Annotated in this window: 27 protein-coding genes; 7 read left to right on the forward strand and 20 right to left on the reverse strand. The window is 64.9% G+C overall.

Annotation, left to right across the window (positions count from 1 at the left end):
* Positions 1-70: 70 nt before the first annotated feature.
* The 4 genes from ACRCUN_RS07635 to ACRCUN_RS07650 all read right to left on the reverse strand — a co-directional run bounded on the left by ACRCUN_RS07635 (position 71) and on the right by ACRCUN_RS07650 (position 4,207).
* Positions 71-964 (reverse strand): hypothetical protein, encoded by an 894-nt coding sequence (locus ACRCUN_RS07635; protein ID WP_462141033.1) that lies wholly within the window; start codon positions 962-964, stop codon positions 71-73.
* Positions 965-1,086: 122 nt separating this feature from the next.
* Positions 1,087-2,262: a metallophosphoesterase gene (locus ACRCUN_RS07640; RefSeq protein WP_462141034.1), complete on the reverse strand. Its 1,176-nt coding sequence runs from the start codon at positions 2,260-2,262 to the stop codon at positions 1,087-1,089.
* 51 nt (positions 2,263-2,313) lie between these two features.
* A complete protein-coding gene (locus tag ACRCUN_RS07645; RefSeq protein WP_462141035.1) occupies positions 2,314-2,991 on the reverse strand; it encodes a DsbA family oxidoreductase in 678 nt (225 codons plus the stop codon).
* A gap of 34 nt (positions 2,992-3,025) precedes the next feature.
* Positions 3,026-4,207 carry a zinc-dependent alcohol dehydrogenase gene (locus ACRCUN_RS07650; protein ID WP_462141036.1) on the reverse strand — a complete coding sequence of 394 codons (1,182 nt, stop codon included), beginning with the start codon at positions 4,205-4,207 and terminating at the stop codon, positions 3,026-3,028.
* 104 nt (positions 4,208-4,311) lie between these two features.
* On the opposite strand from ACRCUN_RS07650, the gene ACRCUN_RS07655 reads away from it, so the two are divergent.
* Positions 4,312-4,818 (forward strand): flavin reductase family protein, encoded by a 507-nt coding sequence (locus tag ACRCUN_RS07655; RefSeq protein WP_462141037.1) that lies wholly within the window; start codon positions 4,312-4,314, stop codon positions 4,816-4,818.
* A gap of 12 nt (positions 4,819-4,830) precedes the next feature.
* On the opposite strand, the gene ACRCUN_RS07660 is transcribed toward ACRCUN_RS07655, so the two are convergent.
* Complete coding sequence (locus ACRCUN_RS07660; RefSeq protein ID WP_462141038.1) at positions 4,831-5,427, reverse strand: TetR/AcrR family transcriptional regulator; 597 nt, start codon at positions 5,425-5,427, stop codon at positions 4,831-4,833.
* 77 nt (positions 5,428-5,504) lie between these two features.
* Here ACRCUN_RS07660 and ACRCUN_RS07665 point away from each other — a divergent pair, with 77 nt between their 5' ends.
* Positions 5,505-6,914, forward strand: coding sequence for an ABC1 kinase family protein (locus ACRCUN_RS07665; protein ID WP_462141039.1), 1,410 nt, complete (start codon positions 5,505-5,507; stop codon positions 6,912-6,914).
* A gap of 6 nt (positions 6,915-6,920) precedes the next feature.
* Here ACRCUN_RS07665 and ACRCUN_RS07670 read toward each other — a convergent pair whose 3' ends face one another.
* Genes ACRCUN_RS07670 through ACRCUN_RS07680 form a run of 3 tightly spaced genes read right to left on the reverse strand, consistent with a single transcriptional unit; the run spans position 6,921 to position 8,243 of the window.
* Complete coding sequence (locus ACRCUN_RS07670) at positions 6,921-7,142, reverse strand: ester cyclase (protein ID WP_462141341.1); 222 nt, start codon at positions 7,140-7,142, stop codon at positions 6,921-6,923.
* On the reverse strand, positions 7,117-7,356 hold the full coding sequence (locus tag ACRCUN_RS07675; protein WP_462141040.1) for a nuclear transport factor 2 family protein: 240 nt from the start codon (positions 7,354-7,356) through the stop codon (positions 7,117-7,119). The genes ACRCUN_RS07670 and ACRCUN_RS07675 overlap by 26 nt, the downstream gene beginning before the upstream one ends.
* Complete coding sequence (locus ACRCUN_RS07680) at positions 7,353-8,243, reverse strand: helix-turn-helix domain-containing protein (RefSeq protein WP_462141041.1); 891 nt, start codon at positions 8,241-8,243, stop codon at positions 7,353-7,355. Before ACRCUN_RS07680 ends, ACRCUN_RS07675 begins: the two co-directional genes overlap by 4 nt.
* Before the next feature lie 144 nt (positions 8,244-8,387).
* Here ACRCUN_RS07680 and ACRCUN_RS07685 point away from each other — a divergent pair, with 144 nt between their 5' ends.
* The gene (locus ACRCUN_RS07685) at positions 8,388-9,164 is read left to right on the forward strand and encodes an SDR family oxidoreductase (protein ID WP_462141042.1); all 777 of its coding nucleotides are present in this window, start codon (positions 8,388-8,390) and stop codon (positions 9,162-9,164) included.
* Between the two features lie 12 nt (positions 9,165-9,176).
* On the opposite strand, the gene ACRCUN_RS07690 is transcribed toward ACRCUN_RS07685, so the two are convergent.
* Together ACRCUN_RS07690 and ACRCUN_RS07695 are read right to left on the reverse strand one after the other, a co-directional pair.
* On the reverse strand, positions 9,177-9,533 hold the full coding sequence (locus ACRCUN_RS07690) for a hypothetical protein (protein WP_462141043.1): 357 nt from the start codon (positions 9,531-9,533) through the stop codon (positions 9,177-9,179).
* A complete protein-coding gene (locus tag ACRCUN_RS07695) occupies positions 9,533-9,916 on the reverse strand; it encodes a nuclear transport factor 2 family protein (RefSeq protein ID WP_462141044.1) in 384 nt (127 codons plus the stop codon). Before ACRCUN_RS07695 ends, ACRCUN_RS07690 begins: the two co-directional genes overlap by 1 nt.
* A 120-nt stretch (positions 9,917-10,036) precedes the next feature.
* On the opposite strand from ACRCUN_RS07695, the gene ACRCUN_RS07700 reads away from it, so the two are divergent.
* On the forward strand, positions 10,037-10,708 hold the full coding sequence (locus tag ACRCUN_RS07700) for a cutinase family protein (RefSeq protein ID WP_462141045.1): 672 nt from the start codon (positions 10,037-10,039) through the stop codon (positions 10,706-10,708).
* On the opposite strand, the gene ACRCUN_RS07705 is transcribed toward ACRCUN_RS07700, so the two are convergent.
* Entirely contained in the window at positions 10,705-11,499 is a 795-nt protein-coding gene (locus ACRCUN_RS07705) for an adenylate/guanylate cyclase domain-containing protein (protein ID WP_462141342.1), read from the reverse strand. The genes ACRCUN_RS07700 and ACRCUN_RS07705 overlap by 4 nt on opposite strands.
* Positions 11,500-11,604: 105 nt before the next feature.
* Between ACRCUN_RS07705 and ACRCUN_RS07710 the strand changes: the two genes are divergently transcribed.
* Positions 11,605-14,130 carry a DEAD/DEAH box helicase gene (locus ACRCUN_RS07710; RefSeq protein ID WP_462141343.1) on the forward strand — a complete coding sequence of 842 codons (2,526 nt, stop codon included), beginning with the start codon at positions 11,605-11,607 and terminating at the stop codon, positions 14,128-14,130.
* A 27-nt stretch (positions 14,131-14,157) separates the two neighbouring features.
* Here ACRCUN_RS07710 and ACRCUN_RS07715 read toward each other — a convergent pair whose 3' ends face one another.
* From ACRCUN_RS07715 to ACRCUN_RS07730, 4 genes are all read right to left on the reverse strand, one after another.
* Positions 14,158-16,398: a TPR repeat domain-containing protein gene (locus ACRCUN_RS07715; protein ID WP_462141046.1), complete on the reverse strand. Its 2,241-nt coding sequence runs from the start codon at positions 16,396-16,398 to the stop codon at positions 14,158-14,160.
* Entirely contained in the window at positions 16,395-16,748 is a 354-nt protein-coding gene (locus tag ACRCUN_RS07720; protein ID WP_462141047.1) for a hypothetical protein, read from the reverse strand. The genes ACRCUN_RS07715 and ACRCUN_RS07720 overlap by 4 nt, the downstream gene beginning before the upstream one ends.
* Before the next feature lie 98 nt (positions 16,749-16,846).
* Positions 16,847-17,308: a DUF6636 domain-containing protein gene (locus ACRCUN_RS07725; protein ID WP_462141048.1), complete on the reverse strand. Its 462-nt coding sequence runs from the start codon at positions 17,306-17,308 to the stop codon at positions 16,847-16,849.
* Between the two features lie 71 nt (positions 17,309-17,379).
* Positions 17,380-18,369, reverse strand: coding sequence for a molybdopterin-dependent oxidoreductase (locus ACRCUN_RS07730; RefSeq protein WP_462141049.1), 990 nt, complete (start codon positions 18,367-18,369; stop codon positions 17,380-17,382).
* A 76-nt stretch (positions 18,370-18,445) separates the two neighbouring features.
* Between ACRCUN_RS07730 and ACRCUN_RS07735 the strand changes: the two genes are divergently transcribed.
* Entirely contained in the window at positions 18,446-19,564 is a 1,119-nt protein-coding gene (locus tag ACRCUN_RS07735; RefSeq protein WP_462141050.1) for a helix-turn-helix transcriptional regulator, read from the forward strand.
* A 114-nt stretch (positions 19,565-19,678) separates the two neighbouring features.
* Positions 19,679-20,101 carry a hypothetical protein gene (locus ACRCUN_RS07740; RefSeq protein ID WP_462141051.1) on the forward strand — a complete coding sequence of 141 codons (423 nt, stop codon included), beginning with the start codon at positions 19,679-19,681 and terminating at the stop codon, positions 20,099-20,101.
* A 38-nt stretch (positions 20,102-20,139) separates the two neighbouring features.
* Here ACRCUN_RS07740 and ACRCUN_RS07745 read toward each other — a convergent pair whose 3' ends face one another.
* The 5 genes from ACRCUN_RS07745 to ACRCUN_RS07765 form a co-directional block, all read right to left on the reverse strand.
* Positions 20,140-20,547, reverse strand: coding sequence for a cold-shock protein (locus ACRCUN_RS07745; RefSeq protein WP_462141052.1), 408 nt, complete (start codon positions 20,545-20,547; stop codon positions 20,140-20,142).
* Between the two features lie 134 nt (positions 20,548-20,681).
* A complete protein-coding gene (locus ACRCUN_RS07750; RefSeq protein WP_462141344.1) occupies positions 20,682-21,083 on the reverse strand; it encodes a cupin domain-containing protein in 402 nt (133 codons plus the stop codon).
* A gap of 131 nt (positions 21,084-21,214) precedes the next feature.
* Complete coding sequence (locus tag ACRCUN_RS07755; RefSeq protein WP_462141053.1) at positions 21,215-21,934, reverse strand: NUDIX hydrolase; 720 nt, start codon at positions 21,932-21,934, stop codon at positions 21,215-21,217.
* 34 nt (positions 21,935-21,968) lie between these two features.
* Complete coding sequence (locus tag ACRCUN_RS07760) at positions 21,969-22,538, reverse strand: chorismate mutase (protein ID WP_462141054.1); 570 nt, start codon at positions 22,536-22,538, stop codon at positions 21,969-21,971.
* Between the two features lie 60 nt (positions 22,539-22,598).
* Positions 22,599-23,732, reverse strand: coding sequence for a cellulase family glycosylhydrolase (locus tag ACRCUN_RS07765; RefSeq protein ID WP_462141055.1), 1,134 nt, complete (start codon positions 23,730-23,732; stop codon positions 22,599-22,601).
* Between the last annotated feature and the right edge of the window lie 130 nt (positions 23,733-23,862).

Here is a 23,862-nt window from a genome sequence, read left to right on the forward strand (position 1 = left end):
GTCCTTCCGATACGGCTCCTCCCCAGCCGTAAGTACCCAGGCTTTGCCAATGTCATGCACCGCGCGGTATTTACGCCTGCGACAACACCTCCGGCGACATCACCGCGTTGCCCGATTCGCCGGCCACCGGCTGTAGCCAGTTCGCGATGTTGCGCACGTAGTCCTTGAAGACCGCAAGCGGGTAAGGATCCTCCTTGATCTGCGCACCCGGCAGTTCGGTGACGAACGACGGCGCGCCCCGGTCGGTGTCCCAGTTGTAGTCGGCGAAGTGGTGGAACGTCGACTCGGCAAGCGCGCGCCCCATCGGCCGACCGTCGGCCGTCAGTTCCCCGTCGAGCAGTACGGCGAGGTTGAATTTGCGGCCGGTCGCCTTGCTGCGGCCTTGTGCCAGGACTGACGTGAACGAGCCGGTCGGTGACACCAGACCCTCGTGCGGGTGAGCCGGGAACCACTCGATCTGCCCGCTCGCGGTTTTGTCGGTGCGCAGCAGTTCGTGCACCGGGCCGTCGGTCAGCACCGGCTGGTAGTCGCCATTGGCGCCCGAGTGATAATTGGGCCACGAGATGTCCGGGTTGTCGGGGTCGTCGCACATGGTCGCCGGGTCGATGCTCGCGTCGTGGAATTCGTTGACGATGCCAAGTGAGCCGAGGCAGGCCAGGCAACAGCCAAGATCCTCGTGATCGCGGGCCGTGAGGACTCCGCCGCCGTTCTCCCGGAATCTGAGGATGGCGTCCGCCTCGACCGAAGTGAGGCCGTCGCCGACGTCGACGCACATGAGCCACAGTTGATCGACGCCGAGTTCGTCGATGTGGCTGAGCACCGGGTCGTCGGCGCCTGCGGCGCGGTTGCGCGCGATCACCTCGTGCCCGGCGGCCGTCAACTCCTCGGCCAGCAGCGAGAAGCGGCTGACATCCCAGTCGTTGGCATTTTCCGCGATCGTGGTCTGCAGCAGTATCTTCGACATCGGGGTTACCTTTCGTGTCCGTCGAACCAAGACTGGCCTGCGCGCGGCCCGACCGGACCCTTGGAAATCCGTGGTCAATAGTCCGTAGTGAAACGACTCAGTGCCCTGCGGGGTTCACCCGGTCAATCGGTCTGCAGACTCAGGACACTGATGTCCGGTGGCGCGCCGACGCGTACGGGCGGACCCCAGAATCCCGCGCCTCGAGAGACATACAACTGGGTGTCACCGACGTTCGACAGTCCGGCCAGGGACGGTTGGACGGCCTGCACGACATAGTGGAACGGCCACATCTGTCCACCGTGCGTGTGCCCCGACAATTGCAGATCCACTCCGCGGTCGGCCGCCTCGGCCACCTGTACCGGTTGATGCGCGAGCAGCACCGTCGGCCGCGACCGATCCGTCCCGTCGAGCGCGCGGTCGAAGTCCGGCGGCTCGGCGATGGAATCACCGGCGACGTCGTTGACCCCGACCAGATCGAATCCGGCACCGCCGCGGCGAATCGGCGTGTTCTCGTTGCGCAACGTGTGGATGCCCAGCCGCTCGAGTTCGCCTAGCCACGCGGTGGTGTCGTCGACGAAATACTCGTGATTGCCCGTCACGAAGAACGCGCCTTCGCGAGACACCAAGTCCCGCAAGGGTTCTGCGGCAGCCCCGAGTTCCTCAACCGTGCCGTCGACCAGGTCGCCCACAATCGCGACGAGGTCGGGCGAGGTCTCGTTGATCAACTCGACGATCCGCTCGGTGTGAGCACGCCCCGCCAAGGGGCCGAGGTGAATGTCCGACACCACCGCGATCCGGAACCCGTTGAACGCCGGATCGAGTCGGCGTAGCCGCACCGGCACCCGCAACAGGTCGGGCGGCCCGAGCGCACTGGACATGCCCGCCCCGACCAGACCCGCCGACGCCACACCTGCCGCGACCGCACTGGCACGAGCGAGGAACAGCCGTCGGTTGACGGCCGACGGCGGGTCCTCGACGGCGGGCGCGGCCGGTGGTTCAGGGACGCGCCGCACCCAGCCGCGCAGCGCGAGCCGAACCGGCTCCAACACGAGCAGGGTGAGAAACAGATAGACCACCAGGGCAAACCAGACATAGCCCGGCCACGCGAACCACGCCGACTCGGTCAGCCCGATGACCCGCGGCAGGATCAGCGTCGCGAACAACAGCGCGGTGAGCACGAGAAAGACCGTGGTGAGCAGCCGCCGCACCCGACCCGGCGAGGTCGTGCTCTTGATGACGCGTATCCAGATGTAGAAGTGCATCAGCCCGAGAATCGTGGCGAGAACGACGATGAACATGCACTTCCTCTGCGGGTCGGATGTTCATCAGCTTATTTCGACCACCGACTGTCAACCGGCCGCGCGTTGCACGAGCTCATCCATCGCCGAGGGGTCGTCCACGTCCACCACGGGAAAACCCGATCCCGGTTCGCCTTCCCAGTGCAGTTCGATGCCGGGATTGTGGACGTCGGAGCCGTCGGCGAGGAAGAAGTGCGGGCTGCCCTGGACCTCCTCGGCGTGCTCACGGTAACCACGCATCATCTCGCCGCGCGCGGTTCCGTTGTCGAGGTCGCTGCGCAAGGCATCCGCGTCGACGCCGGCGCACCCGCCCGCGACGTCGACGATCTCGTGGAGTAGCGAGATCGGCCTGCTTTCGGTGAAGAACGCATGTCGAAGCGCCATGTCGAGTTGTTCGGCCGCCTGCGGGGATTGCCGCTTGGCGGCGTGCACCGCCTCGTTGGCCAGCAGCGCGGTGATGGGCCACGTCGACGCGTCGCCTTGCCATGGCTTCCAACCGAATTCCGGGGCCAACGCACCGACGACCGGAATCTCACTGTCGAGAAAGCGCTTGGGGATCGGGAACTTGTTGACGTCCTCGAGCAGGAACAGCTGATGGTCCACGCGAACCGCGTCGGTCAAGCCGGCACGGTCGCGCGCCTCGTAGAAGCGATGCAGCGCTACGGTCGACCACCCACACACCACGTCGGTGAACACCACGACCGTTCCTTGGCGCACTTTTACCGTCATGCCGTCGGGGTTCCCGGGTCGCCGGGCACCAAACTTAGGGCTTGAGCATGATCTTGACCGCGCCATCTTCTTTCTTCTGGAAGATCTCGTAGGCGTGCGGGGCTTTGTCGAGGCTCAGGACGTGCGTGGCGAATGTGTCGACGCCGAGCGGGTCGTCGTCGGTGAGCAGCGGCATGATGTCGTCGACCCATCTCTTGACGTTGGCCTGCCCCATCCGCAGCTGGATTTGCTTGTCGAACAACGTCATCATCGGCATCGGGTCGGCCATGCCGCCGTAGACACCGATCAACGACACGGTGCCGCCGCGGCGCACGATGTCGATCGCCGAGTAGAGCGCGTCGAGCCGGTCGATCCCCGCCTTCTGCATCATCGGTTTCGCGACCGCGTCAGGTAGCAGAGCGGTCACTTTGTGCATCATCGAGGCGACGGGTGAACCGTGCGCTTCCATGCCGACGGCGTCGATCACCGAGTCGGTGCCGCGCCCATCGGTCATGTCCCGGATCACGTCGCCGAGCGGCACGCCGAGCGAGCGCAGATCGACGGTACGGATGCCGCGAGTCTTCGCCCGCTCCAGTCGCTCCGGCACCCGGTCAGCTGCGATGACGTCGTAGCCGAGATGCTGGGCGATGCGAGCCGACATGTCGCCGATCGCTCCCAGTCCCAGGACCGTCACCGAACCGCCCTTCGGAATGTCGGCGTACGCGACGGCCTGCCATGCGGTCGGCAACACATCCGACAGGTAGACGAACCGCGCGTCGGGCGGCCCTTCGGGCACCTTGATGTGGGTGAACTGCGCCTGCGGAACCCGCAGGTACTGGGCTTGGCCGCCGGGCACCTGGCCATACAGCTCGGAGTAGCCGAACAGCGCTGCCCCCATGCCCTGATCCCGCACCTGCGTTGTCTCGCACTGCGTATAGAGCTGCTGGTCGCACATGAAGCAGTGCCCGCACGAAATCTGGAACGGGACGACCACGCGGTCACCGACCGCGAGCCCGTCGACTTCGGCGCCCACTTCGCGCACGATCCCCATCGGTTCGTGGCCCAGGATGTCCCCCTCATGCATGAAGGCGCCCAGCACCTCGTACAGATGCAGATCCGATCCGCAGATGTTGGTGGAGGTCACCTCGATGATCGCATCCGTGGGTTCCTGGATCTCGGGATCCGGCACGGTATCCACCCGCACATCGCGTCGGCCATGCCAGGTAACAGCTTTCACAGCAGGACTCCCATCGCAGATGTTGGGATCTGGCTACCCCGGCGGCCGTTCCCCAAACACGCGGCGCGGGCATACTGCTGTCATGCGGTTGAGGGGTCGGTGCGATGTCTGATGACCACAGAACAGCCTCCGCGGCGTTCGACGATCTCGTGGGTCTGCTCGACTACCCGATGTTCGTCGTCACGGCCCGGGCCGGGGACAGGATGGGCGGCTGTCTGGTGGGGTTCGCGACGCAGTCGAGTATCAATCCACCGAAGTTCCTGATCGGCTTGTCGCGCAAGAACCACACGTTCAAAGTCGCGCAGGACGCGACACACCTCGGCGTGCATCTGGTGGCGCGCAACGACATCGAGCTCGCCCGGTGGTTCGGAAGCGAAACCGGCGATACGGTCGACAAATTCAAGCGCTGGAGCTGGCGCGAAGGGCCGGAGGGCACACCGATCCTGGAGGCGGCCGCGGCGTGGTTCGTTGGCTCGATCACCCGCAGGTTCGACCTCGGCGACCACGTCGGCCATCTGCTGGAACCCGTTGCCGGGCAGGCGCCAGACGGCCCGCACACCTGGGTGAGCTTCACCGACGTCAAAGACCTCGAACCGGGTCACGAAGCCTGACGCACCGGCTGATCAACAGGACTCGAGTCTGGCGGCGAGCACAGCGGTCCATTCCGCCAGGTACCTGTCGTCCGGTACGCGGGACTGCGTCCGGTGCACGAGATGGCTCGCGAAGCGGACGCCCAGTATTCCGTTGACTCCCAATGCCGCGAGAGCCTCGCAATCGGTCTGCGGCCGCTCAGGCTTCCACGCGGTTATCCACTCGGCGAGTTCACCGTTAAGCCCGTCGATGAGCGCGCTGTAGGCAGCGTCAAGGCGAGCTGATCGGCCGGCCGGGGTTCGCGCGGCGATCTGGAGCATCTCGATCTCCTCGTCGACGACGCTGAGCAGGTAGCGCCCCAGCACCGTGAGCTCGGCACGCAAGTCGTCGAGCCCGGCGAACAGCGCGCGGATATCACGCATGGCACGGCGTCGGTCGAGCTGACGATCGATACCCGCTTCCAGGAGGGCGTCCTTCGATTTGAAGTGGCGGTACAGGGCTCCCGATCCCGGGGCCAGGCCCGCCGCGGCCTCGATCTGGGACACGCTCGTCGCATCGAAACCCTTGTCGCTGAACAGCCGCATGGCCTCGGTGACCAGCCGTTCACGCGTCGGCGCGGGTGCAGCCATTGACCTCTCCAAAGTGATCACTTACTTTGTGTAAGACTCTACTTTACGGCTGCGGATACCGACAGTGGGGAGCCCCGATGCCGCAAGACAATTCCGTGCCGCGCGGGCGGATCCGGCGGACGATGCCGCTGGCCGGGTTCACCGCGCGGGCCGTCGGGGGACGCTTCGTCGCGGAGTTTCGCCAACGGTCGGGTGACACCGGCGCGGTCACTCGCTTTCACGAGCGGACCGCGGACCGCTACACCGACCTGCTGGGTCATTCGCGCGGCGTGCTGATGAAGGTCGGGCAGTTGATGTCCATGGTCGACGGCGACGCGTTCGGCAGCGGCGGCTTTTCGCCGTACCAAAAGGCACTGACCCGATTACGCGCGGACGCACCGCCCATGGACCCAGCTCTCATGCGCGACGTGCTCACCGCCGAACTCGGAGACGCGATCGAACTGTTTGCCGAATTCGACGACGACCCCATGGCGGCCGCGTCGATCGGGCAGGTTCACCGTGCCGTTCTGCGCGATGGTCGCGAGGTCGCCGTCAAACTGCAGTATCCCGGTGTGGCGCAAGCAATCCGCGATGACCTCGCCAACACCGAGCTGCTCGCGACGTTCATGCGGTTCGCGACAGCCGCCGCAGGCATCGCGGCGGATATCCGCGGCCTTGCGCGCGAAGCCGCCGCCAGAATCGCCGAGGAGGTCGACTATCGGCACGAAGCGCAGGCGATCACCCGATTCGCCGATCTCTATCGTGATCATCCGTTCATCCGTGTCCCGGAAGTCATTCCGGAGGCTTCCGGGCACCGCGTGCTGACGATGACGCTGCTGCCCGGGATGGATTGGGACGCAGCGCGGCACGCCGATCAGGAGCTGAAGAACCGGTGGACCGAGATCATCGCCCGGTTCGTGCACGGAAACTTCCGCCATGGGAACCTGCTGCACACCGACCCCCATCCCGGCAACTTTCGCTTCAACCTCGACGGCACCGTGGGTTTCTTGGACTTCGGATGTGTGAAGGTTTTGCCCGAGCGGCTTCGCCACCCGTGGGTCGCGATGAATCGCGCTGCGCTGGAAGGCCGATTCGAAGACTGTCGCGTGTTGATGACCGAGCTGGGATTCTTCGCCAACGGCCGTCCCATCACGTTGGACGAACTGCGATCGTGGTGGGACGTACTACTCCACGAGATGACGGAAATGCCTCAACCCGTCACCTACACGACAGACGCCACGGCACGCCTGATGCAGGCCTTGTTCTCGACCAGCGCCGACAATCCCGTCAATCGGATGGCTGTGCCCGAAGATTTTTCGATGTTCCCCCGGGTTCAACTCGCGTTGACGCACATCGGCGCGGGCATGAACGCGTCGCTGTACGCGAAGGCGCTCATGGATGACATGGACGGTGTCGCCGAGCCCGTCACGGAGTTGGGCCGGATTCACCACGACTGGGTTCGCCAACGCGGTCTCCCAATGGCGTTGGACAGCCACGCTCGCCGGTGACGGCGGTCATGCCTGCTCGATGCGTGCTCCCAGTTGACCGACCACCGAGTAGAGATTGGCGACACCCCAGTGTTCGACGATTCGGCCGTCACGGACCCGCATCGCGTCGACCGTCTCGAATTGGACAAGCCGCCCGGTCGGCGCGATACCGAGGAAGTCGCCGTGGTGGGTCCCGTGGTAGGTCTTGTAGGTGGTCACCAGATCACCGTCGACGGTCTGCCAATGGATCTCCGGGCGGAAGTCGGGGGAAAGCTTCGCGAAGCCGGCGGTACAACACGCGGACGCCGTCCTTGTCGGGAGTAGTCCCCGGTTGCGGCGTGTGATCGACGAAGTCGTCGGCGAAGAGCTCTTCGAACAACTCGAAGTTTCCCTGCCCCTGCACCTCCTCGGTGTTGCGGCGCACGACTGCGACGGCCTGTGCTTCACGCTCGGTATGCGTCATCGGCTCTCCTCTCGGACGGACACCGCGGTGCCCGAATCACGTTCGCGTTCATGCCAATTGGCCAACAGCCGTAGCGCTGTGTCCGAGGCCGAACTGGGCTCTGCAGTGTAGACGATCAACACCTGGTCCTCGTCACCGCTGGGATTGAGGGCCTGGTACTGCACGGTGAGGTCTCCGACGACGGGGTGGTGATAGCTCTTGGTTCCGGTGGTGCGGCGCTGGACATCGTGGCGGGCCCACCAGGTACGGAATTCCTCGGAGTGTATCGACAATTCACCGACGAGCGCCGACAGCTTGGGGTCGTCCGGGTAGCGGCCCGCGTCGTGCCGCAACATCGCGACGGTGTCCATGGCGACCTGGCGCCAGTCCGTGTAGAGCTCGCGAGCATGCGGGTCCAAGAAGACGAACCGGGCCTGATTGCGCTCAGGTGCGGGCAGGTGACGGAACTCGGTGATCAGCGCACCGGCCAGTCGATTGTGCGCGAGCACATCCAAACGCCTGCCGAGGATGAACGCCGGTGAGAGCACGCCGTCCAGGCGTCCCAACAGATCCAATGTCGCGGGATGGACGTGTTGAGGCCGCGCACGCCGATGCCGCTTCTGGGGTTGCGGGCGGCCCAGTTTGTGCAGGTGATCGCGCTCGGCGGCGTTGAGCTGGAGCGCCGCCGCGAGCGCGTCGAGGACGTCGTCCGACGCGCTGCGGCTGCGGCCCTGCTCGAGGCGCGTGTAGTAGTCGACGCTGACGCCCGCCAGCTGCGCGAGCTCCTCGCGTCGCAGCCCTGGCACGCGCCGTCGGACGGAGTCCGCACTGAAACCCACATCCTCGGGTGTGAGCCGGGCCCGCCGCGTGCTGAGAAAGTCAGCGAGCTCGGAACGATTCCTGTCCACGTCACCAGTCTTGCGTGCCGCAGCGGCCCCGGCACGTCCAAGGGTGGCCCACTTTGTCCCCCGATAAGGCGGGCCGGTTTGAGCACCTTTTCGAGCGGGGCCGGCTGGTTGTTTCGACTACAGCACTCAACGAAAGGAAGAGAAATGTCCGAGATCATCACCTCCGCCACCCTTGCCGGCCGTACCGCCTTCGTGACGGGTGCGTCGAGCGGAATCGGCGAAGCCACCGCCCTGCGGCTGGCCGGCCTTGGTGCGCGAGTCGCCGTTGCGGCCCGGCGCAAGTCCAACCTCGACGCGTTGGTCGAGCGCATCACCGCGGACGGCGGGAAAGCTCTCGCGGTGCCCCTCGACGTCACCGACCGCGACGCGGTGACCACGGCGGCCGACTACGTGTCGGCCGAGTTCGGGCGGGTGGACCTGGTGTTCGCAAACGCCGGGGTTCAACTGATATCGCCGATCGATGACCTCAAGGTGGATGACTGGCAGCGCCAGATCGACCTGAACATCACCGGTGTGATGAACACCATCGGCGCCTTCGTACCGCACCTCGTCGACGCCGCCGCGGCAGGCCAGACCGCCGATCTGATCACCACGTCCTCGATCGCGGCGACCCGGGTTCTGGAGAAGTTCTCGGTCTACTCGGGCACCAAGGCGTATCTCAGCCAGCTGACCCGACTGCTCCGCGTCGAGCTCGGCCGCAAGATGGTGCGAGTCGCCACCATCGAACCCGGCATGGTGGATACCGAATTGCCCGACCACGTCACCGACCCGGACGCGAGCCGGCTGATGGCCGACCTCATCGAGGAGATCGATGTGCTGAGTCCGGCGGACGTGGCGGAGACGGTCGCGTTCATCGCAGCGAATCCGCGCCACATCAATCTCACCGAGATCACGATTCTGCCGACGCAACAGGCGATCTGACGAAATCGACCGCTAGGTGATCCCTGCGGTTTTGTCGAGGTGCTGCAGAAGGTCGTGGGCCGCGAGTTCCACGGCCTTGTGCCGCCATTCCGAGGCTCGGTACACGCAGGCGATCAAGCCGGTCCGGTGGAGGCGGCGCAAGTCGCCGTATACGAACGCATATCGGGCCTTGGTCTCGTCGTTGGCGCCCTCGGTCAAGCCGAGGTGCCAGTTCGCGTACGAGTCCCAATCGTGGTTCTCGAGGTACGCGTTCTGCGCATCGGCTCGCGGTTGCACTTCGCCCCAGTCGCTGTCGAGCACGTACTGCCGGGAGTCGATCAGGCCGCGGGCGAATTTGACGGCCGACTCGTTGAGGGCATATTTCGCCATCAGTCCGGCATTCGGGTCTGTTGGTAGAGGACGAGCTTCCAGCGACCGTCGGCGCGGTGGTAGACGCTCGACATCGCGCCGACAAAGGCAGGCTCGTCGCCGTCGCGATAGCCCGTGCCGGTGTAGACCAGAACAGCGTTGTCGTCGTCGACGGCGATCAATCGGGCCTCGCTGATCTCATAGGTCCGCCACGGCGGCGACGCCGAGAGCGCACCGACGACGGTCTCACGGTCCATCACCATGCCGTTGGCGAGCACCATGACCGCGTCGGGGAGCATGATCTCGCCGTAGAAATCGGCGCCGGTCGCCTTGCACAGCGAATCCCAGCCCGCTCGCTCGAGGTCGAGGAGCTCGTCGAAAAGCGGATCCCGCGCACCAACCACGCCCTTGCAATACCCGCTCACCACGACGTCTATGCCTGGGCGCCGCTGTTAAAAGAGTGGTAAAAGTGACTATTGGGTATTGGTGGAACCGTGTCGGACGGGGCCCAGTCGAGGAGAGGCATGCCTGTGGGCGGGCACAAGGGCAGCCGGGCGGGCTTCGTCGCCGCCGCGGTCAGCGCTGTCGCCACCGCGGGCGTGATCGTGCCGCCAGCCGCATCGGCCGCCCCGGAATGCCCGGACATCGAGGTCATCTTCGCGCGGGGAACCGATGAGCCGGCCGGCATCGGTGCCGTCGGCCAGGCGTTCGTCGACACCCTCAAGCCCATGGTGAAGGGCTCGACGGTCGGCAGCTATGCGGTGAAGTACCCGGCATCGTGGGACTTCATGAAGGCCGCAGCGGGCGCCACCGATATGAGCAAACGCGTGCAGAACACCGTCGCGAGATGTCCGAAGACGCAGATCGTGCTGGGCGGCTACTCGCAGGGTGCGGCCGTGGTGGACGTCGTCGCCACCTCGCCCGTCGCCGGGCTCGGGTACACCGCCCCGCTCCCTGCCGCAGTGGTGCCGCACATCGCGTCGATCGTCGTCTTCGGTAATCCGGCGGCGCGCATCGGCCAGCCGCTCACCCGGATGAGCCCGGTCTTCGGCTCCCGTACGGCAGATTTGTGCGCGCCGGCCGATCCCATCTGTTCACTCGGCAGGAACTGGGACGCGCACATCAGCTATCCGAAGACCGGCCTGGTCAAGCTCGCCGCCCAGTGGGTGACACGCCACATTAAGCCCCGCGTCTAGGAATCCCGCTCGCTCATCACCGGGAACAGCCGGTGGGTGCCAGGAAGACCTTTGAGCTCGACCTCGCGCGGTGCGCCGAGCGCGATGTCGTCGAGGTCGGCGACCGCGTCGGCCACCGGCTCACTGACCAGGATCTCGCCGCCGTCCGCCTGATCGGCGACCCGGGCCGCCATTGCGACGTCGAGTCCGAACAGGTCGTCCCCGCGCCGCACCGACGTGCCCATGTGTACGCCCATCCGCACCCGAATGCCCTGCCAGCGCTCGGGTTTCTCGGCCAGTGCGTGTTGCACCGCGGTGGTGAACCGCACCGCGTTCTCCGGGTCGGCGAACGCGATCATGAAACCGTCACCCTGTGTCTTGACGACGTGGCCGCCGTGCCGGCCGACGCAGTTCTCCACAAGCCGGTTGTGCCTGTCGAGCAGCTTCACCCAGGCCCGGTCGCCCATCGCCGCATTCGACTCCGTCGAGCCCTCGATATCGGAGAACACGATGACGACCCGGCCGTCGGCGGTCAGCCGGGCCAGGTCCGGACGTTCGACCTGCGCCCATCCCGCCAGATCCTCGATCGAGTTGCGCACCGTGGCGCCGAGCCCCTTGTTGATCAGCATGTCCGCGGTCTGGAACACCGTCTTGATCGCCAACGGCGCAACGCCCCGACGCTTCCGGCGGCGGCGGTCCTCGTCCTCCAGCTGCATGCGCTCGATCTCGCGCCTGGCGTTCGACAGCTGTCGCCGACTGACGATGAACAAGACCAGGAACGTGACAAAAGCCGCGAACAACAGCACGACCATCACCAACAAGACGGACTCGGTCAAAGTCGGTGTCGGCACCCGCTGATTATTACGGCCGTGGCGGTGCACGCGGTGAACGCCGCGTCGGGCAGGCTGGTGTCCACGATGCCCGCGCTCCTCGACGACCCCCACGACCTGTCCGCCTTACGGGCCAATGCGACCGACCCCGATGAACTGTTCGCGTCGTTCTCGGCCTGGGCGCAGGCCAACGGCACCACGCTGTACCCCGCGCAGGAGGAAGCGCTGATCGAGCTGGTCAGCGGCGCGAACGTGATCCTCGCGACGCCCACCGGCTCGGGCAAGTCGCTCGTGGCCACGGGTGCGCTGTATGCGGCCTTGGCCACCGGGCGCCGCAGCTACTACTCCGCGCCGATCAAGGCGCTGGTGAGCGAGAAGTTCTTCGCCCTGTGCGAGGTGTTCGGAGCCGTCAACGTCGGCATGCTCACGGGCGACGCCGCGGTGAACGCCGATGCGCCGATCATCGTCTGCACCGCCGAGGTGCTGGCCAACATCTCGTTGCGCGAGGGCGAGAACGCCGAGATCGGCCTCGTGGTGATGGACGAGTTCCACTTCTACGGCGACCCGGACCGCGGGTGGGCCTGGCAGGTGCCGCTGCTGGAACTGCCGAAGGCACAGTTCCTGTTGATGTCGGCCACGCTCGGCGACGTCACGTACCTGCGTGCGGACCTCACCCGCCGGACCGGACGCGCGACCGCGCACGTGGCGGGCGCACAACGCCCGGTTCCGCTCTTCTACAACTACGCGACGACGGCGATGCACGAGACGATCGCCGACCTGCTCGACACCAAGCAGGCGCCGATCTACGTCGTGCACTTCACCCAGGCCTCGGCATTGGAACGCGCGCAGGCGCTCATGAGTATCAATGTGTGCACCAAGGAGGAGAAAGCCGCGATCCGCGACATGATCGGCGCGTTCCGCTTTTCCACGGCCTTCGGCTCCACCCTGTCGCGGCTCGTCCGGCACGGCATCGGCGTCCACCACGCCGGCATGCTGCCCAAGTACCGGCGTCTGGTCGAACAGTTGGCGCAGGCCGGTCTGCTGAAAGTCATCTGCGGCACCGACACCCTCGGCGTCGGCATCAACGTGCCGATCCGCACGGTCGTCTTCTCGGCGCTGTCGAAGTACGACGGCACCCGCACGCGGCTGCTCAATGCCCGCGAGTTCCACCAGATCGCCGGCCGGGCCGGGCGCGCCGGCTACGACACCGCGGGCACCGTCGTCGTCCAGGCGCCCGAGCACGAGGTGGAAAACCTCAAGCAGTTCGCCAAGGTCGCCGACGATCCGAAGAAGCGCCGGAAACTGGTGCGCCGCAAGGCCCCTCCTGGCATGGTGCCGTGGAGCGAGCAGACCATGAACCGTCTTATCGAGGCCGCACCCGAGCCATTGACGAGCAATATGCGCGTGTCGACGTCGATGATCCTCGACGTGGTCGACCGCCCCGGTGACCCGTTCGTATCGATGCGGCGCCTGCTCACCGACAATCACGAGCCGCGCAAGCGCCAGCTTCAGCACATCCGCGACGCGGTCGGCATCGCGCGGTCACTGCTGCAGGCCGGTGTGCTCGAGCGTCTCGACCAGCCGGAGCCCGATGGCAGGCGTTACCGGCTCACCGTCGACCTCCCTCCGGATTTCGCGCTCTATCAACCCCTTTCGACGTTCGCCCTCGCCGCGGTCGACGTGCTCGACCAGTCGTCGGATACCTACGCGCTCGACGTCGTTTCGGTCATTGAAGCAACGCTGGAAGACCCGCGGCAGATCTTGGCCGCACAGCTGAACAAGGCCCGCGGCGAAGCTGTCGCGCAGATGAAGGCCGACGGTATCGAGTACGACGAGCGCATCGAACTGCTGGATGAAGTCACCTATCCCAAACCGCTCGAGGAACTGCTCGAGCACACCTACGAGGTGTACCTGCAGTCGAATCCATGGGCTGCCGACGCTCGGCTGTCACCGAAGTCCGTCGTGCGTGAGATGTGGGAGCGCGCAATGACGTTCCGGGAATACGTCAGCGCCTACGGGCTCACCCGCTCAGAGGGCGCGGTGCTGCGCTATCTGTCCGACGCGTTCAAGGCCCTGCGATCCGGCGTGCCCGCCGCCGCGCGCACCGAGGATGTCATCGATATCGTCGAATGGCTCGGTGAGCTTGTCCGCCAAGTCGATTCGAGCCTGCTCGACGAATGGGAACAGCTCACGAGCCCCGATCAGCCGGCCGATGTCCCGGTGGCAGTGCCCACCCGCCCGCTCACGAGCAACGAGCGCGCGTTCACTGCGATGGTGCGCAATGCCCTGTTCCGGCGGGTCGAACTGTTCGCGCGGAGGCGCTGGGAAGAGCTCGGCGAGCTCGACTCCGACTCCGGATGGACGGCCGAGCGTTGGCAACAGGCCGGAGACGCCTATTACGACGAGCACTCAGACGTCGATACCGGCGCCGAAGCGCGCGGCCCCGCGCTGCTGATCATCGACCGCGAGCCCACCCGGTGGCGGATACGCCAGATTCTCGACGACCCGGCCGGCGACCACGACTGGGGCTTCGACGTCGAAGTCGATCTCGAAGCCTCAGATGAGGAAGGCGCCGCGGTCCTCCGCGTGATCGACGCGGGCCGGATGGACTGACCGTGTCGCACCGTAACGGCCTACGCGTCAGAACCTGCGTTGCGGAGCGACATAGAAATCCTTGTTGAGCACCATGCCATGGACAATCCCGTCCTGCCACCTCTTGACGAAACCGTGCCCATACTCCTCGCGCATCTCCAAGCGGTCTTTGACGTTCTCATAGTTGCCATCCGTAACGGCGATGTATGGGTTGCCGTACTTGTCGTAGGCCCGGTAATCCGCGAACTCCTCATGGACGAGAGACGGATCCCTGGCAGAAACTCCCGCGAAGATCCATTGCGTCGTCTCTGTGATGCTGCCGACCCGGTTGTAGTATTCGCGAGCCTGATCGTTGTCAGGGTCGGTCTCCGAGGCCGATTCGGGAGTGCCGACGATGAACTGCTTGAGCAATGGCCCAGCCACATCGACCGCCACACCGGCAGCCACCCCGTATGGGGTGCCGGATCGCTCCAGCAAGGCGCTCGCGGCCGTCACGCCGGCATCGTAGAGGTCCTCCTGGAAGGCGTGCTCCTCCTCGTTGGAGGACTCCTCGGCCTCATCGAGGGTCTCCGACGCCCGCTGCACACCTCCTTCCAAGCCAGCCTCCATCTGACCCGCGACCTGGGCATAGTCTGCACCCGCGCCACCTGCACCGTATAGGCCGGCCAGCGCCTCCTGCTGGGCACGCGTGGCCTCGATGGCGATCGCACCGGACTCCGGATGGCCGGCGAGCACCGCATACATGCGAACGAGATCCTCGCGGGTGTCGAACGCACCGACTCCCTCGATCAGCGAAGACCCGGCAAGGGAGCTGTAATAGGGCGCCAAGCCACTGGCGACGCCTTTCAGGAGCTCGGGATTGCGTTCACCGGCAGAGGTCGCAGCGTCGTCAGGGAGTTTCAGGAGCGAATCGGAGTTATGCGAAAGATATCGCGCCACCGTTTCCGCGATATCGCCGGACTGCTCTTTGCGTACCTCGGCGGCGCGGTCGCCGGCGCTGCCCTGCGCCTCCTGCGCGCTGACCTCGAACAATTCGGACACAGCCCTGCCGTCGTCGCTCCATTCGTGCCGAAACATGTCTTGCAGCAAGGCATCGCCGTCCGGACCGGACAGTTCGGCCGCAACCACGGCCTTGTCGTCGGCGACGGCGGCGAACATTCCCTCTGTCAAGTACGCCGTGGGCTCCACCCATTGACCGTCGACGAACAACAAACCGCCGTCTTCTTCGACTCTGTGCTGGACATCCAAATACGTTCTCGCACTGTCCATCAACGCAATGTCCAAACCGGTGCCATGTTGGATTTCAGGGCTGCTCATCTCGACGATCTTTGCGGTCGCCTGGTTTTCGGCGACCTTGTTCAGCTGGTTGCCGTCGACGAGCTTCGACCGATCGAGGGCATCCCGCATCTGGGCGGGTAGAAGAGATACGCCACCGTTGGCGGGGATCTCGCTGTCACCCGGGGCGTCGGTGTACACCCGTTCGGTGGACACCAGCTGCATGGCGTCGGCAAAACTGCTGCGCGCCTCGGGCGGTGCCATCCAGGTCAATTTGGCGGCGAGTTCTTGCGGTGACGTAGCGTCGAGCTCGCGCATGAGAGCGTTGAGATATTCCATCTGGGACGCCGGGATGGTGATGGGTTCTCCCGACTGAAAGGCATTGAGCTGCGCGGCCGTCAGTTGGGTGGCTTCCCTGAGCCGCTGTAGCTGCTCGGGACTGAGCCCCCACGGATTTTCCCGGAGTTGTTCGGCATCACCTCTGGCCTGCTCCGAACCGAGACCGGTCGGTGATATGAATGCCACCCGCAGGTCGTGCTGCGCGGTGGTCAGAGCATTCGTGACATCGCGGTCGGCGCGCTCGGCTGCGGCCGCGAGATCGGTGATCATGTGCTGCCACTCGGCCATGGCCCGCGACAGTTCCGGCGTCACCGGGCCGCCGACCGACACCTCTAGGCTCTCCGAAACTGTGAAGCCGGACTGCTCGGCAGCCCTGATGGCATCCTGTGCCTTCGACAACGGGTGACCGACCGCCTGGGCACCGTCAGCGGCGATCATTGCGACCCGATGGAGATGGTCTGCCAGCCGAACAGCCGCTTGTCGGTCCAGCTCCGCGCGCTCTTGCGCAGCATCAGCGGCCGCACCTTGCCAATGACCACCACCGTGAAGCACCGTCACCGCCGCGCGGTACCGGTCGAACAACACCTCGATCTTCTCCGCCACCTTGTTCCAGCCGTCGGCGTACGCATCCAACGTCGACGGTTTCCAGGCAAACACGTGCGACCTGCCGATCACCTCGGCACCCCGGGCACATCCCAGTCGCCGGTGGCGCTCGTGTAGAAAGCCATTGCCTGTTCGGGGCTGAGATAGTCCGCGTCGCGGAACTGCGCGGCAACGTTGCGCATGATCTCTCCAGTTTCGGAAAGACGTTCCTTTAGTGCTGCGGCCAACGCCGAGTCGACCAGATTGGTGGCGATCGAACAGGCCACTATCACTGCGGGTTCCCCGCCACCTATCGCTGCAGCCAGCGAACCAAAGCCTGCCGGACAACTTCTCAAATCGGCTGCCTCCCTCGCCAACTCTTCCAACGTCGGCGCAAGGGAAGCCAGCCGATCCATTTCCACCTGCAAGATCCCAGCAGTCAACGCATATCTCCAATCACAATCTGTGCAGTCAGACCGTAAGGGGACGCCAGACCACCGGACCATCCCATAAATCTGGGATCCGCCGAATCGATGCCGCGTCAATAGATCTCGTAGGACTCCCGCGAGATCCGAAAACCGTGACCCGCATCTACGTCGCGGCAGGTGATTCCGGACTCAGCGCTCTCGCAGCGTACGGGGCCGGCGGTGACCGCCTGGCCGTAGGCCAACGAGTCACCATCCCCTCGTGCGCTGTCTCCCGCGCAGACGAATTCGGGCCTGTTGCCGGCAGAAAGGGAAATTCCCTGGCCGTAGTCGTAACGGCAGTCGGCCGGACGAGGCGGCGGCGACCAGTCGCGTTCGGCGATATCACACCGCACGCTTGACTTGCCCATCACGCAGTGGATGTTGCCGCTTGGCGAAGAGAAGTGGGTGAACTCAAAGTTCACCAGCTCCGGCGTCGACGACGGCCCGGTCACGAGGCCGGTATGCGGCAAGCCCCATCCCACTGCCGCGAAGACTCCGGCGACAACAATGAGGCTTCGGCCGATAAATGCAGTCATGGTTCCAGCCCACACCACGGCAGGTGTCAGACGCTATCCCAAATTTCTGGTTTGGCGCGTTGCATGCGCCGTCATCGGACCGTCACCTCGACGCGGTGGATTGCATTGCGCCGCCCATATACCGGCTGACGCGTTCCGGTCGTCGATGCCGCCCGCGCGGCCACCTCGACCGTGCCGGGCTGCGCCGGTGTCCATGGCAGGCGGAAACGCTGCCACTGCCAACCTCGTCGCCGCTCCAACTGTGCGGAACGCCAGGGCCCGCCACCAATCCGGACATCGACTTCCCCCACTCCATCGTCGGCCCACGCCCATCCCCAGATCTCGGTTTCCGCCAGCCGCGTCACCAGCTGATCCGGATAAGGCGCGACGATCAGCGACTCCGGCGCGATAGACCATACGGGTATCGGCGGACCGGTCACTCGGCCCGCATCATCGACTGCACGGTCTTGGTACCACTGCGTGGTGAACGGCCCGTGTGGTCGTCGATCTGCCAACTCGATTCTGGTCAGCCATTTGACGCTGTTGGTGCCATAGAAGCCTGGGACAACCAGGCGGACCGGAAAGCCATGCTCAGCGGGAAGCTGCGCGCCGTTCAGTTCGTAACAGAGCAGAACATCGGCATCCACCCTGCTCAGCGGCAGATCCTTCATATATGCATCGGCGGTCACGCCTGCGAAGGCACCGGAGTCCGCGCCGTAGGAGACCACATAGCGGGCCTGTGCATCGGGCCGGCAATCGGTAAGCACGTCGCCCAATCGAGCGCCGGACCACGTCACATTGGCGACCCGACGCGTCGGCACATCCGGCTCAAACGGACTGCCGCAACACTCATGAACCATCGTCACGCCAACCTTCGGATAGTTCAGCAAGTCTCCGTATGTGATCGTCCGTGGGTTGCCCACCAGCCCGTCGATCCTCAACGACCATTCGTCGCGAGTGATACGCGGAATTCCGAAGTGACACAGCACGATCAGATCGCCTGGCGGCGTATGCCGGCGTCGCATCTCGTGGGGCTCAGGCGGATCCCGCTTGAATGGTCCTGAATTATCCACACTGGCCATGTTCGAAGCCTCCAGGAAATGGCACTGCAAGAAAATCCCAGATGCCTGGGAGAGCAACCCCTGCTACCGTGGCGCTGTGGGATCTGACGCGCAAGTGCGCGTCCGCCACGACGTCGTCAGGCTGGTCCACAAAGGTTTGACACCTCGCGAGTTCTCGTTGGCGGTCGCCCATGCCATCCGCCCCGCCGTCGCGTTCGACGGGGTGTGCGTTCTGATGTTCGATCCGGCGACGATGCTGCAGACGGGCGACGTAGTCGAGAATGGCCTACCCGAATCTGTGTATCCGAGGATGACCGAAATCGAGTTCGCGGAGCGCGATTTCAATAAGTTCGCCGATCTGGCGCGAGAAATCCAACCGGCGGCCAGTTTGTACGAGGCGACGGAGGGCGATCTCGATCGCAGCCTGCGTCAGCGCGAGGTGAGAGGTCCGAACGGCTGGCTCGGCGACGAACTGCGAGCAGCGTTGGTGAGCAACACCGGAACCTGGGGTGGCCTGACGCTACTGCGTGAAAGTGGGCCGGCTTTCAATCCCGACGAGGTGAAGTTCGTGGCTTCGCTCTCCCGCCACCTGGCCGACGGAATTCGACGATCGATCTTGCTGAGCGCGGTGGTGAACGAGCCGACTCGGTCCGACGCCGGCTTGTTGATACTGACCCAGGACAACTCGGTGGAGATGGCCAATGCCGCCGCGCAGACGTGGTTGGAACAACTCGGATTCGACAGCGACTCTGTCGGTCCTCTTCCGCCGGTGATCCAAGCCGTCGTCAGTCGCGCTCGCAGCGCGGACGGTGGCGACGACAGCCTCCGATCGGCGGGCGCCCGAGTACGGACCCGATCGGGGCTCTGGCTGCTGCTGCGAGGTTCGATACTCGGTGAGCCGCCCTTCGAGCGGGTCGCAGTCATCCTGGAACCCGCCCAGCGGCCGAGCCTCGCCTCGCTCATCGTGGACGCTTACGGCCTGACCGATTCGGAACGTGCAGTCACTGAATCTGTCGCACAAGGGTTGTCAACCAACGACATCGCTACCCGACTGCACCTGTCGCGGTACACGGTGCAGGATCATCTGAAGTCGATCTTCGAGAAGACCGGCGTGCGAAGCCGTGGGGAACTCGTCGCACAATTGTTCATAACCCACCACGGGCCACGTCTGACGAATGGCATACCGGTCGCTCCGTCCGGTTGGTTCGAGCGTTAGCCGACCACCCAGATTCCTGGGATGGTTCGGCGCGCGTGCCCAGACAATGCTGTTTGGTGTGTCGGCGCCGCGGGAGCCAGCACTCCAACCACGGCTTAACGGAAGCGACCTGCAATGACCACCGGAACAGGCACCGAAGTCATCGACCTGATCGAGCGGTTCAACTTCAACTTGGGCCGCGTCGTCGAGTGCATTGCTCGCGCCGACACCCAACCTGAATCGGGAGTCCTCGCTGAACTTGAACAAGCCCAATGGCATCTCCAACGAGAGGTCGACCGAATTCGCCAATCCTTTACAGTGGGCGAAGAATCACCAATCGCATTGCCTGCCCGCCCTGCATCACCCGTAGATCGCCTCGGTTCACACCAGCAGGATGGCACCCTTTGGGAAGACAGGATGGGCGACAGGTACCGGTTTCGCGGTGTCGCGTGGGAGTATGTGACACGCGGCCAAACCACTTGGGAAGCGGTTAAATTCGAAGAGATTCTCACTGATTTCGGCCCGTACACATTGATCGACGCGGGCCGGATGGACTGAGCCGACCGCTCACCGAGCCCCCGTGTCTCGGAAGCTCTCTATTCGGTCCAGCCGTATTTTTGCGCAAGCGTTTCGAACGAGGCGCGCACCCGCAAAATCTGCTCACCGGTAAGCGGCGGAGTGATGCCAAGAAGGGCCTCAGTGACTATGTGCCGCAACTGCGCTGCCGCAAGGATGTCGAAATAGTCATCAGAGTCCGATGCAGGGCTTGGGGAGGAATGCTCAACGTGGTCCGAGCGCGGGGTCACGAGTTGCACTGACGTGGCCAACTCACCCCGCGGGCCATCCTCGACATCAAACGAAACCCTCACGCCCCGCGTCGCCAATGACTTCTCGAACTCCAAATCATTGGCGTGCAGAAAAATATCGTCGCCACCAGAATCTGGAGCTATGAACCCATAGCCTCGCACGCGATCGAAACGAACAACCGTGCCCGTAACCCTCACCAAACTCTCCAAGCACGCCAGAAGCCAAACCCGACACCACTCAGGCCAAAGTGTAACCACCTGCCGTGTCAGTACTCGCGGTTACCCAGCGGCGAAGAATCAGGACTGAGCCCACTCCTCACCGAGCCCCGGAATCAGTCGAACGTGGTGAGCGCCTCCGACTGGCTGCTGTCGACGACGAACACCGCAAGAAGGCGGGCCGGTTCGGTGTCGCTGGCGTTCTCGGAGACGACGTGGTGATCCCCCGGAACCTCCTGCCACGTCTCGCCCGCATGGAACACGCGCGGCGGCTGCCCGGCGACCTGGCTGCGGATCGCGCCGGACAGGACGTAGGCCATGATGAACGCCGAATCCGCGTGGCGGTGCGACAGGTCTTTCGCGCCCGGCCCGTACGAGACCTCGAGCGCTACCAGCGATTTGCCGGGGATGTTGGTGACCGGTTGGTCGAATGCCACCTGCACAACCCCGGCCTCGTCCGGTCCATGAGCGCCCGCGACACCGGCGAACAACAGGCTCGACGCGAGAACGACGCCGATCGACCGGACAGCACGAGCCAGGACAACCTTCACGATGAACCTCCACGAGTCGATGTTTGTGAAATCCAGACTCGCGGTTGCGCCTGCCGAACGAACCCTTGAAAACCAGTAGTCAGCCAGTCGACCTTCCACTACTTCCAGGCGAAGACCGGTTGCTCCATCTCACCGACCGGATCGTTGCGGCCCTCCAGGCACAGCCACCGCACCTGCAGCAGCACGGCGCCCGTCGGTGCGTGGATGAGGTCGTTGCCGAGCGGAATCTGCACGACGGGACGCGTGCTCTCGGGGATGTCGACGAACCTCGGCGAATCTTCGCGTTGCAGTTGATGCAGCCCGACGCGGTAGGCCGCGACCACTTCGTCGGGTGACGGACGAAGTTCGAGGCGTCCCCCGCCCCACACCACCACCGGCGTGATCACATATCCCGACCTGGTCGGGTAGTCGTCGAGCACGCCGAGCACCGTCGAGTCGGGAAGCCGGACACCCAACTCCTCGTCCAGTTCGCGCAGCGCGGCGTCGACGGCGGTTTCACCTGGATCCAACCGGCCACCGGGCAGCGCCCACTGCGCGGCATGCGAGTTGAGCCGCGACGCCCTGCGGCACAGCAGGAACGCCGCACCGCCGGACACATCGACCATGCGGCCGTCCAGGCCGGGCTCCGGCATGGGTCGGCCGGCGATCCAATCGTCGACCGGTGCCGGGTCGATCCGGTCCTCGCCGAGTTCGGAGTCGACGAGCACCACAGCGACCGCCGCACGCCGCTTGGTCGGATCGGTTACGACGCGACGGTCGTGTCGGTCCAGATGGGTCCGGATGCGCGCACGCAACGCGTCGTCATACGTGATCGTCACCGCTCGACCATATGCGGGCTCGTTCGGCGCCTCGTCAGCGGCAATAGGGGCGCGTCGCATATGCCAACGCCGGCTGAAACACCGAGTCCAGGGCCCGCGCGGTCACCACACTCCGTATGGCGTTGTCCAGGTCGGTCGTGCACGCCGGTGAGTGCAGCACGCTCCACTGCGCCGCCATCTCATGAACCATCACCTGATTGAGGTGGTCGATCGTCTTTCTCGTGTCGGCCAGGTCCGGTGCTGTCGCGGGCGCCGCATCGGGGTCCAGCTTCCACTGCGCAAAGCGGGTGTGTTCGACCGAGGCCGTCGCGTCGATCTGATTGCGGAAGACCGCACCGACGTAGGCGGGATCGATCTGATCGGCCTGGGCCATCGCGGTCACGGAATCGATGACTTGCTGCTCACGCACCGGATCGTCGATCGGCCCACCCATCTTGAACTTGTACGCGGCCACCTGGTCCGCGGTTTGCAGACGTTGGGTCGCCGCGTCGACCAACGGGACCAGCGGGCTCTGAGGTTCGCCCGCCGCGGCCGGAGCGGCAGCGATGGCGGCAAGGGCGCCGACCACGCAGACGACAGGCACCGACCACACTCGGGCTCGCACTTCTCGGCACCCCTTCCGCAGCGCGGGCATTGCCAACAGCTCTGAATCTAACGAAACGACTCATCGCAGGAGTTCACGGCCGGTCAGCTCGCGCACGCGCTGAATCTCGCCATCTCGATAGGGTCGGCCGTCGGCGTGGAAGAGGTCGTGGAACCACACCTGCGGGGGAGCCGGGTACGGCCGGTCCCAGGAGTCCCACGGTAGGTAGGTCTGCGTTTTGCCCGCCATCAGGCCCCAGCTGTACGCACCGACGTTGCGGCGCTTCGCGATTGGCAGGATTCCCTCGATAGTGCTGCCCAGGCTTCTGGCCAGATACTCGGTGCACAGGATCGGTCGCCCGAGCGGCGCGAGTTCATCGATACGCGCCTCGAAGTCCGCCGGCTTGGCGTAGCTGTGGAAGGTGATCACATCGGAGTTGTCCAGCTGAATCTTGGCAACGGCGCTGCGGCGCTGCGGATCCCGCCATTCCCCGTGCCACACGCCGCTCGTGAGCGGCTGCACGGGGTCTGCGGACCGAGCCCACCGGAACACCTGCGGCAACAGATCGGCCACCAGGTCCTGCTTGTTCTTGAGCTCGACGGCGCGATAGACCCGCGCGGGATTGTCGGGTTCGTTCCACAGGTCCCAACCCAGAATCCGGTCGTCGTTGCGGAACTGGCTCACCACACCGACGACATACTCACGTAATCCGTCGTGGCTGCGACCGTCGAGGTGCTCGGCGCCCGGGCTCTGCACCCAGCCCGAGTTGTGAACACCCGGCCGCGGCGGGCGTTGCCGACCCGGCTTCGGCAACGGATCCCAGCAGGAATCGAACAGGACGAGCAGGGGTTTGATGCCGTGGCTCGCGGCGATCGCGACGAACTGCGCCAGCCGGTCTTGAAAACCCGAGCTGTCCCGCGCCCATAGCTGATCATGCAGAAACACCCGGATGGTGTTGAAACCCATGAGCCTGGCGATGCGCAACTCACCATCGATGCGTTGCAGGTCATACGTGGCCGGTTGAAACATCTCCAGCTGATTGACGGCATTGGCAGGGATGTAGTTGGTGCCGACCAACCATCCTTGGGCTCGATACCAACGATTGGCCCGCTCCGCCGACCACCGGCCCGGCTCTGCACCGGCGCGAGGGACGTCGATCAGAGTTGCGGCCGCCGTCGCGGTCAGCGACAGCTTGAGTGCGGTGCGTCGCGCCACACATGAGCCGTAACGGCGCCGACGAGGCTCGTTTGTCTTGCGAAACAAATTGTCGTCCTTTGCGATTCGGGTTCATTGCACCTTTGCGGTGTACCCGGCTCGCACTTGCGCGCAACAACTGTTCCCTGTG

The organism is Mycobacterium venezuelense (assembly GCF_054919535.1).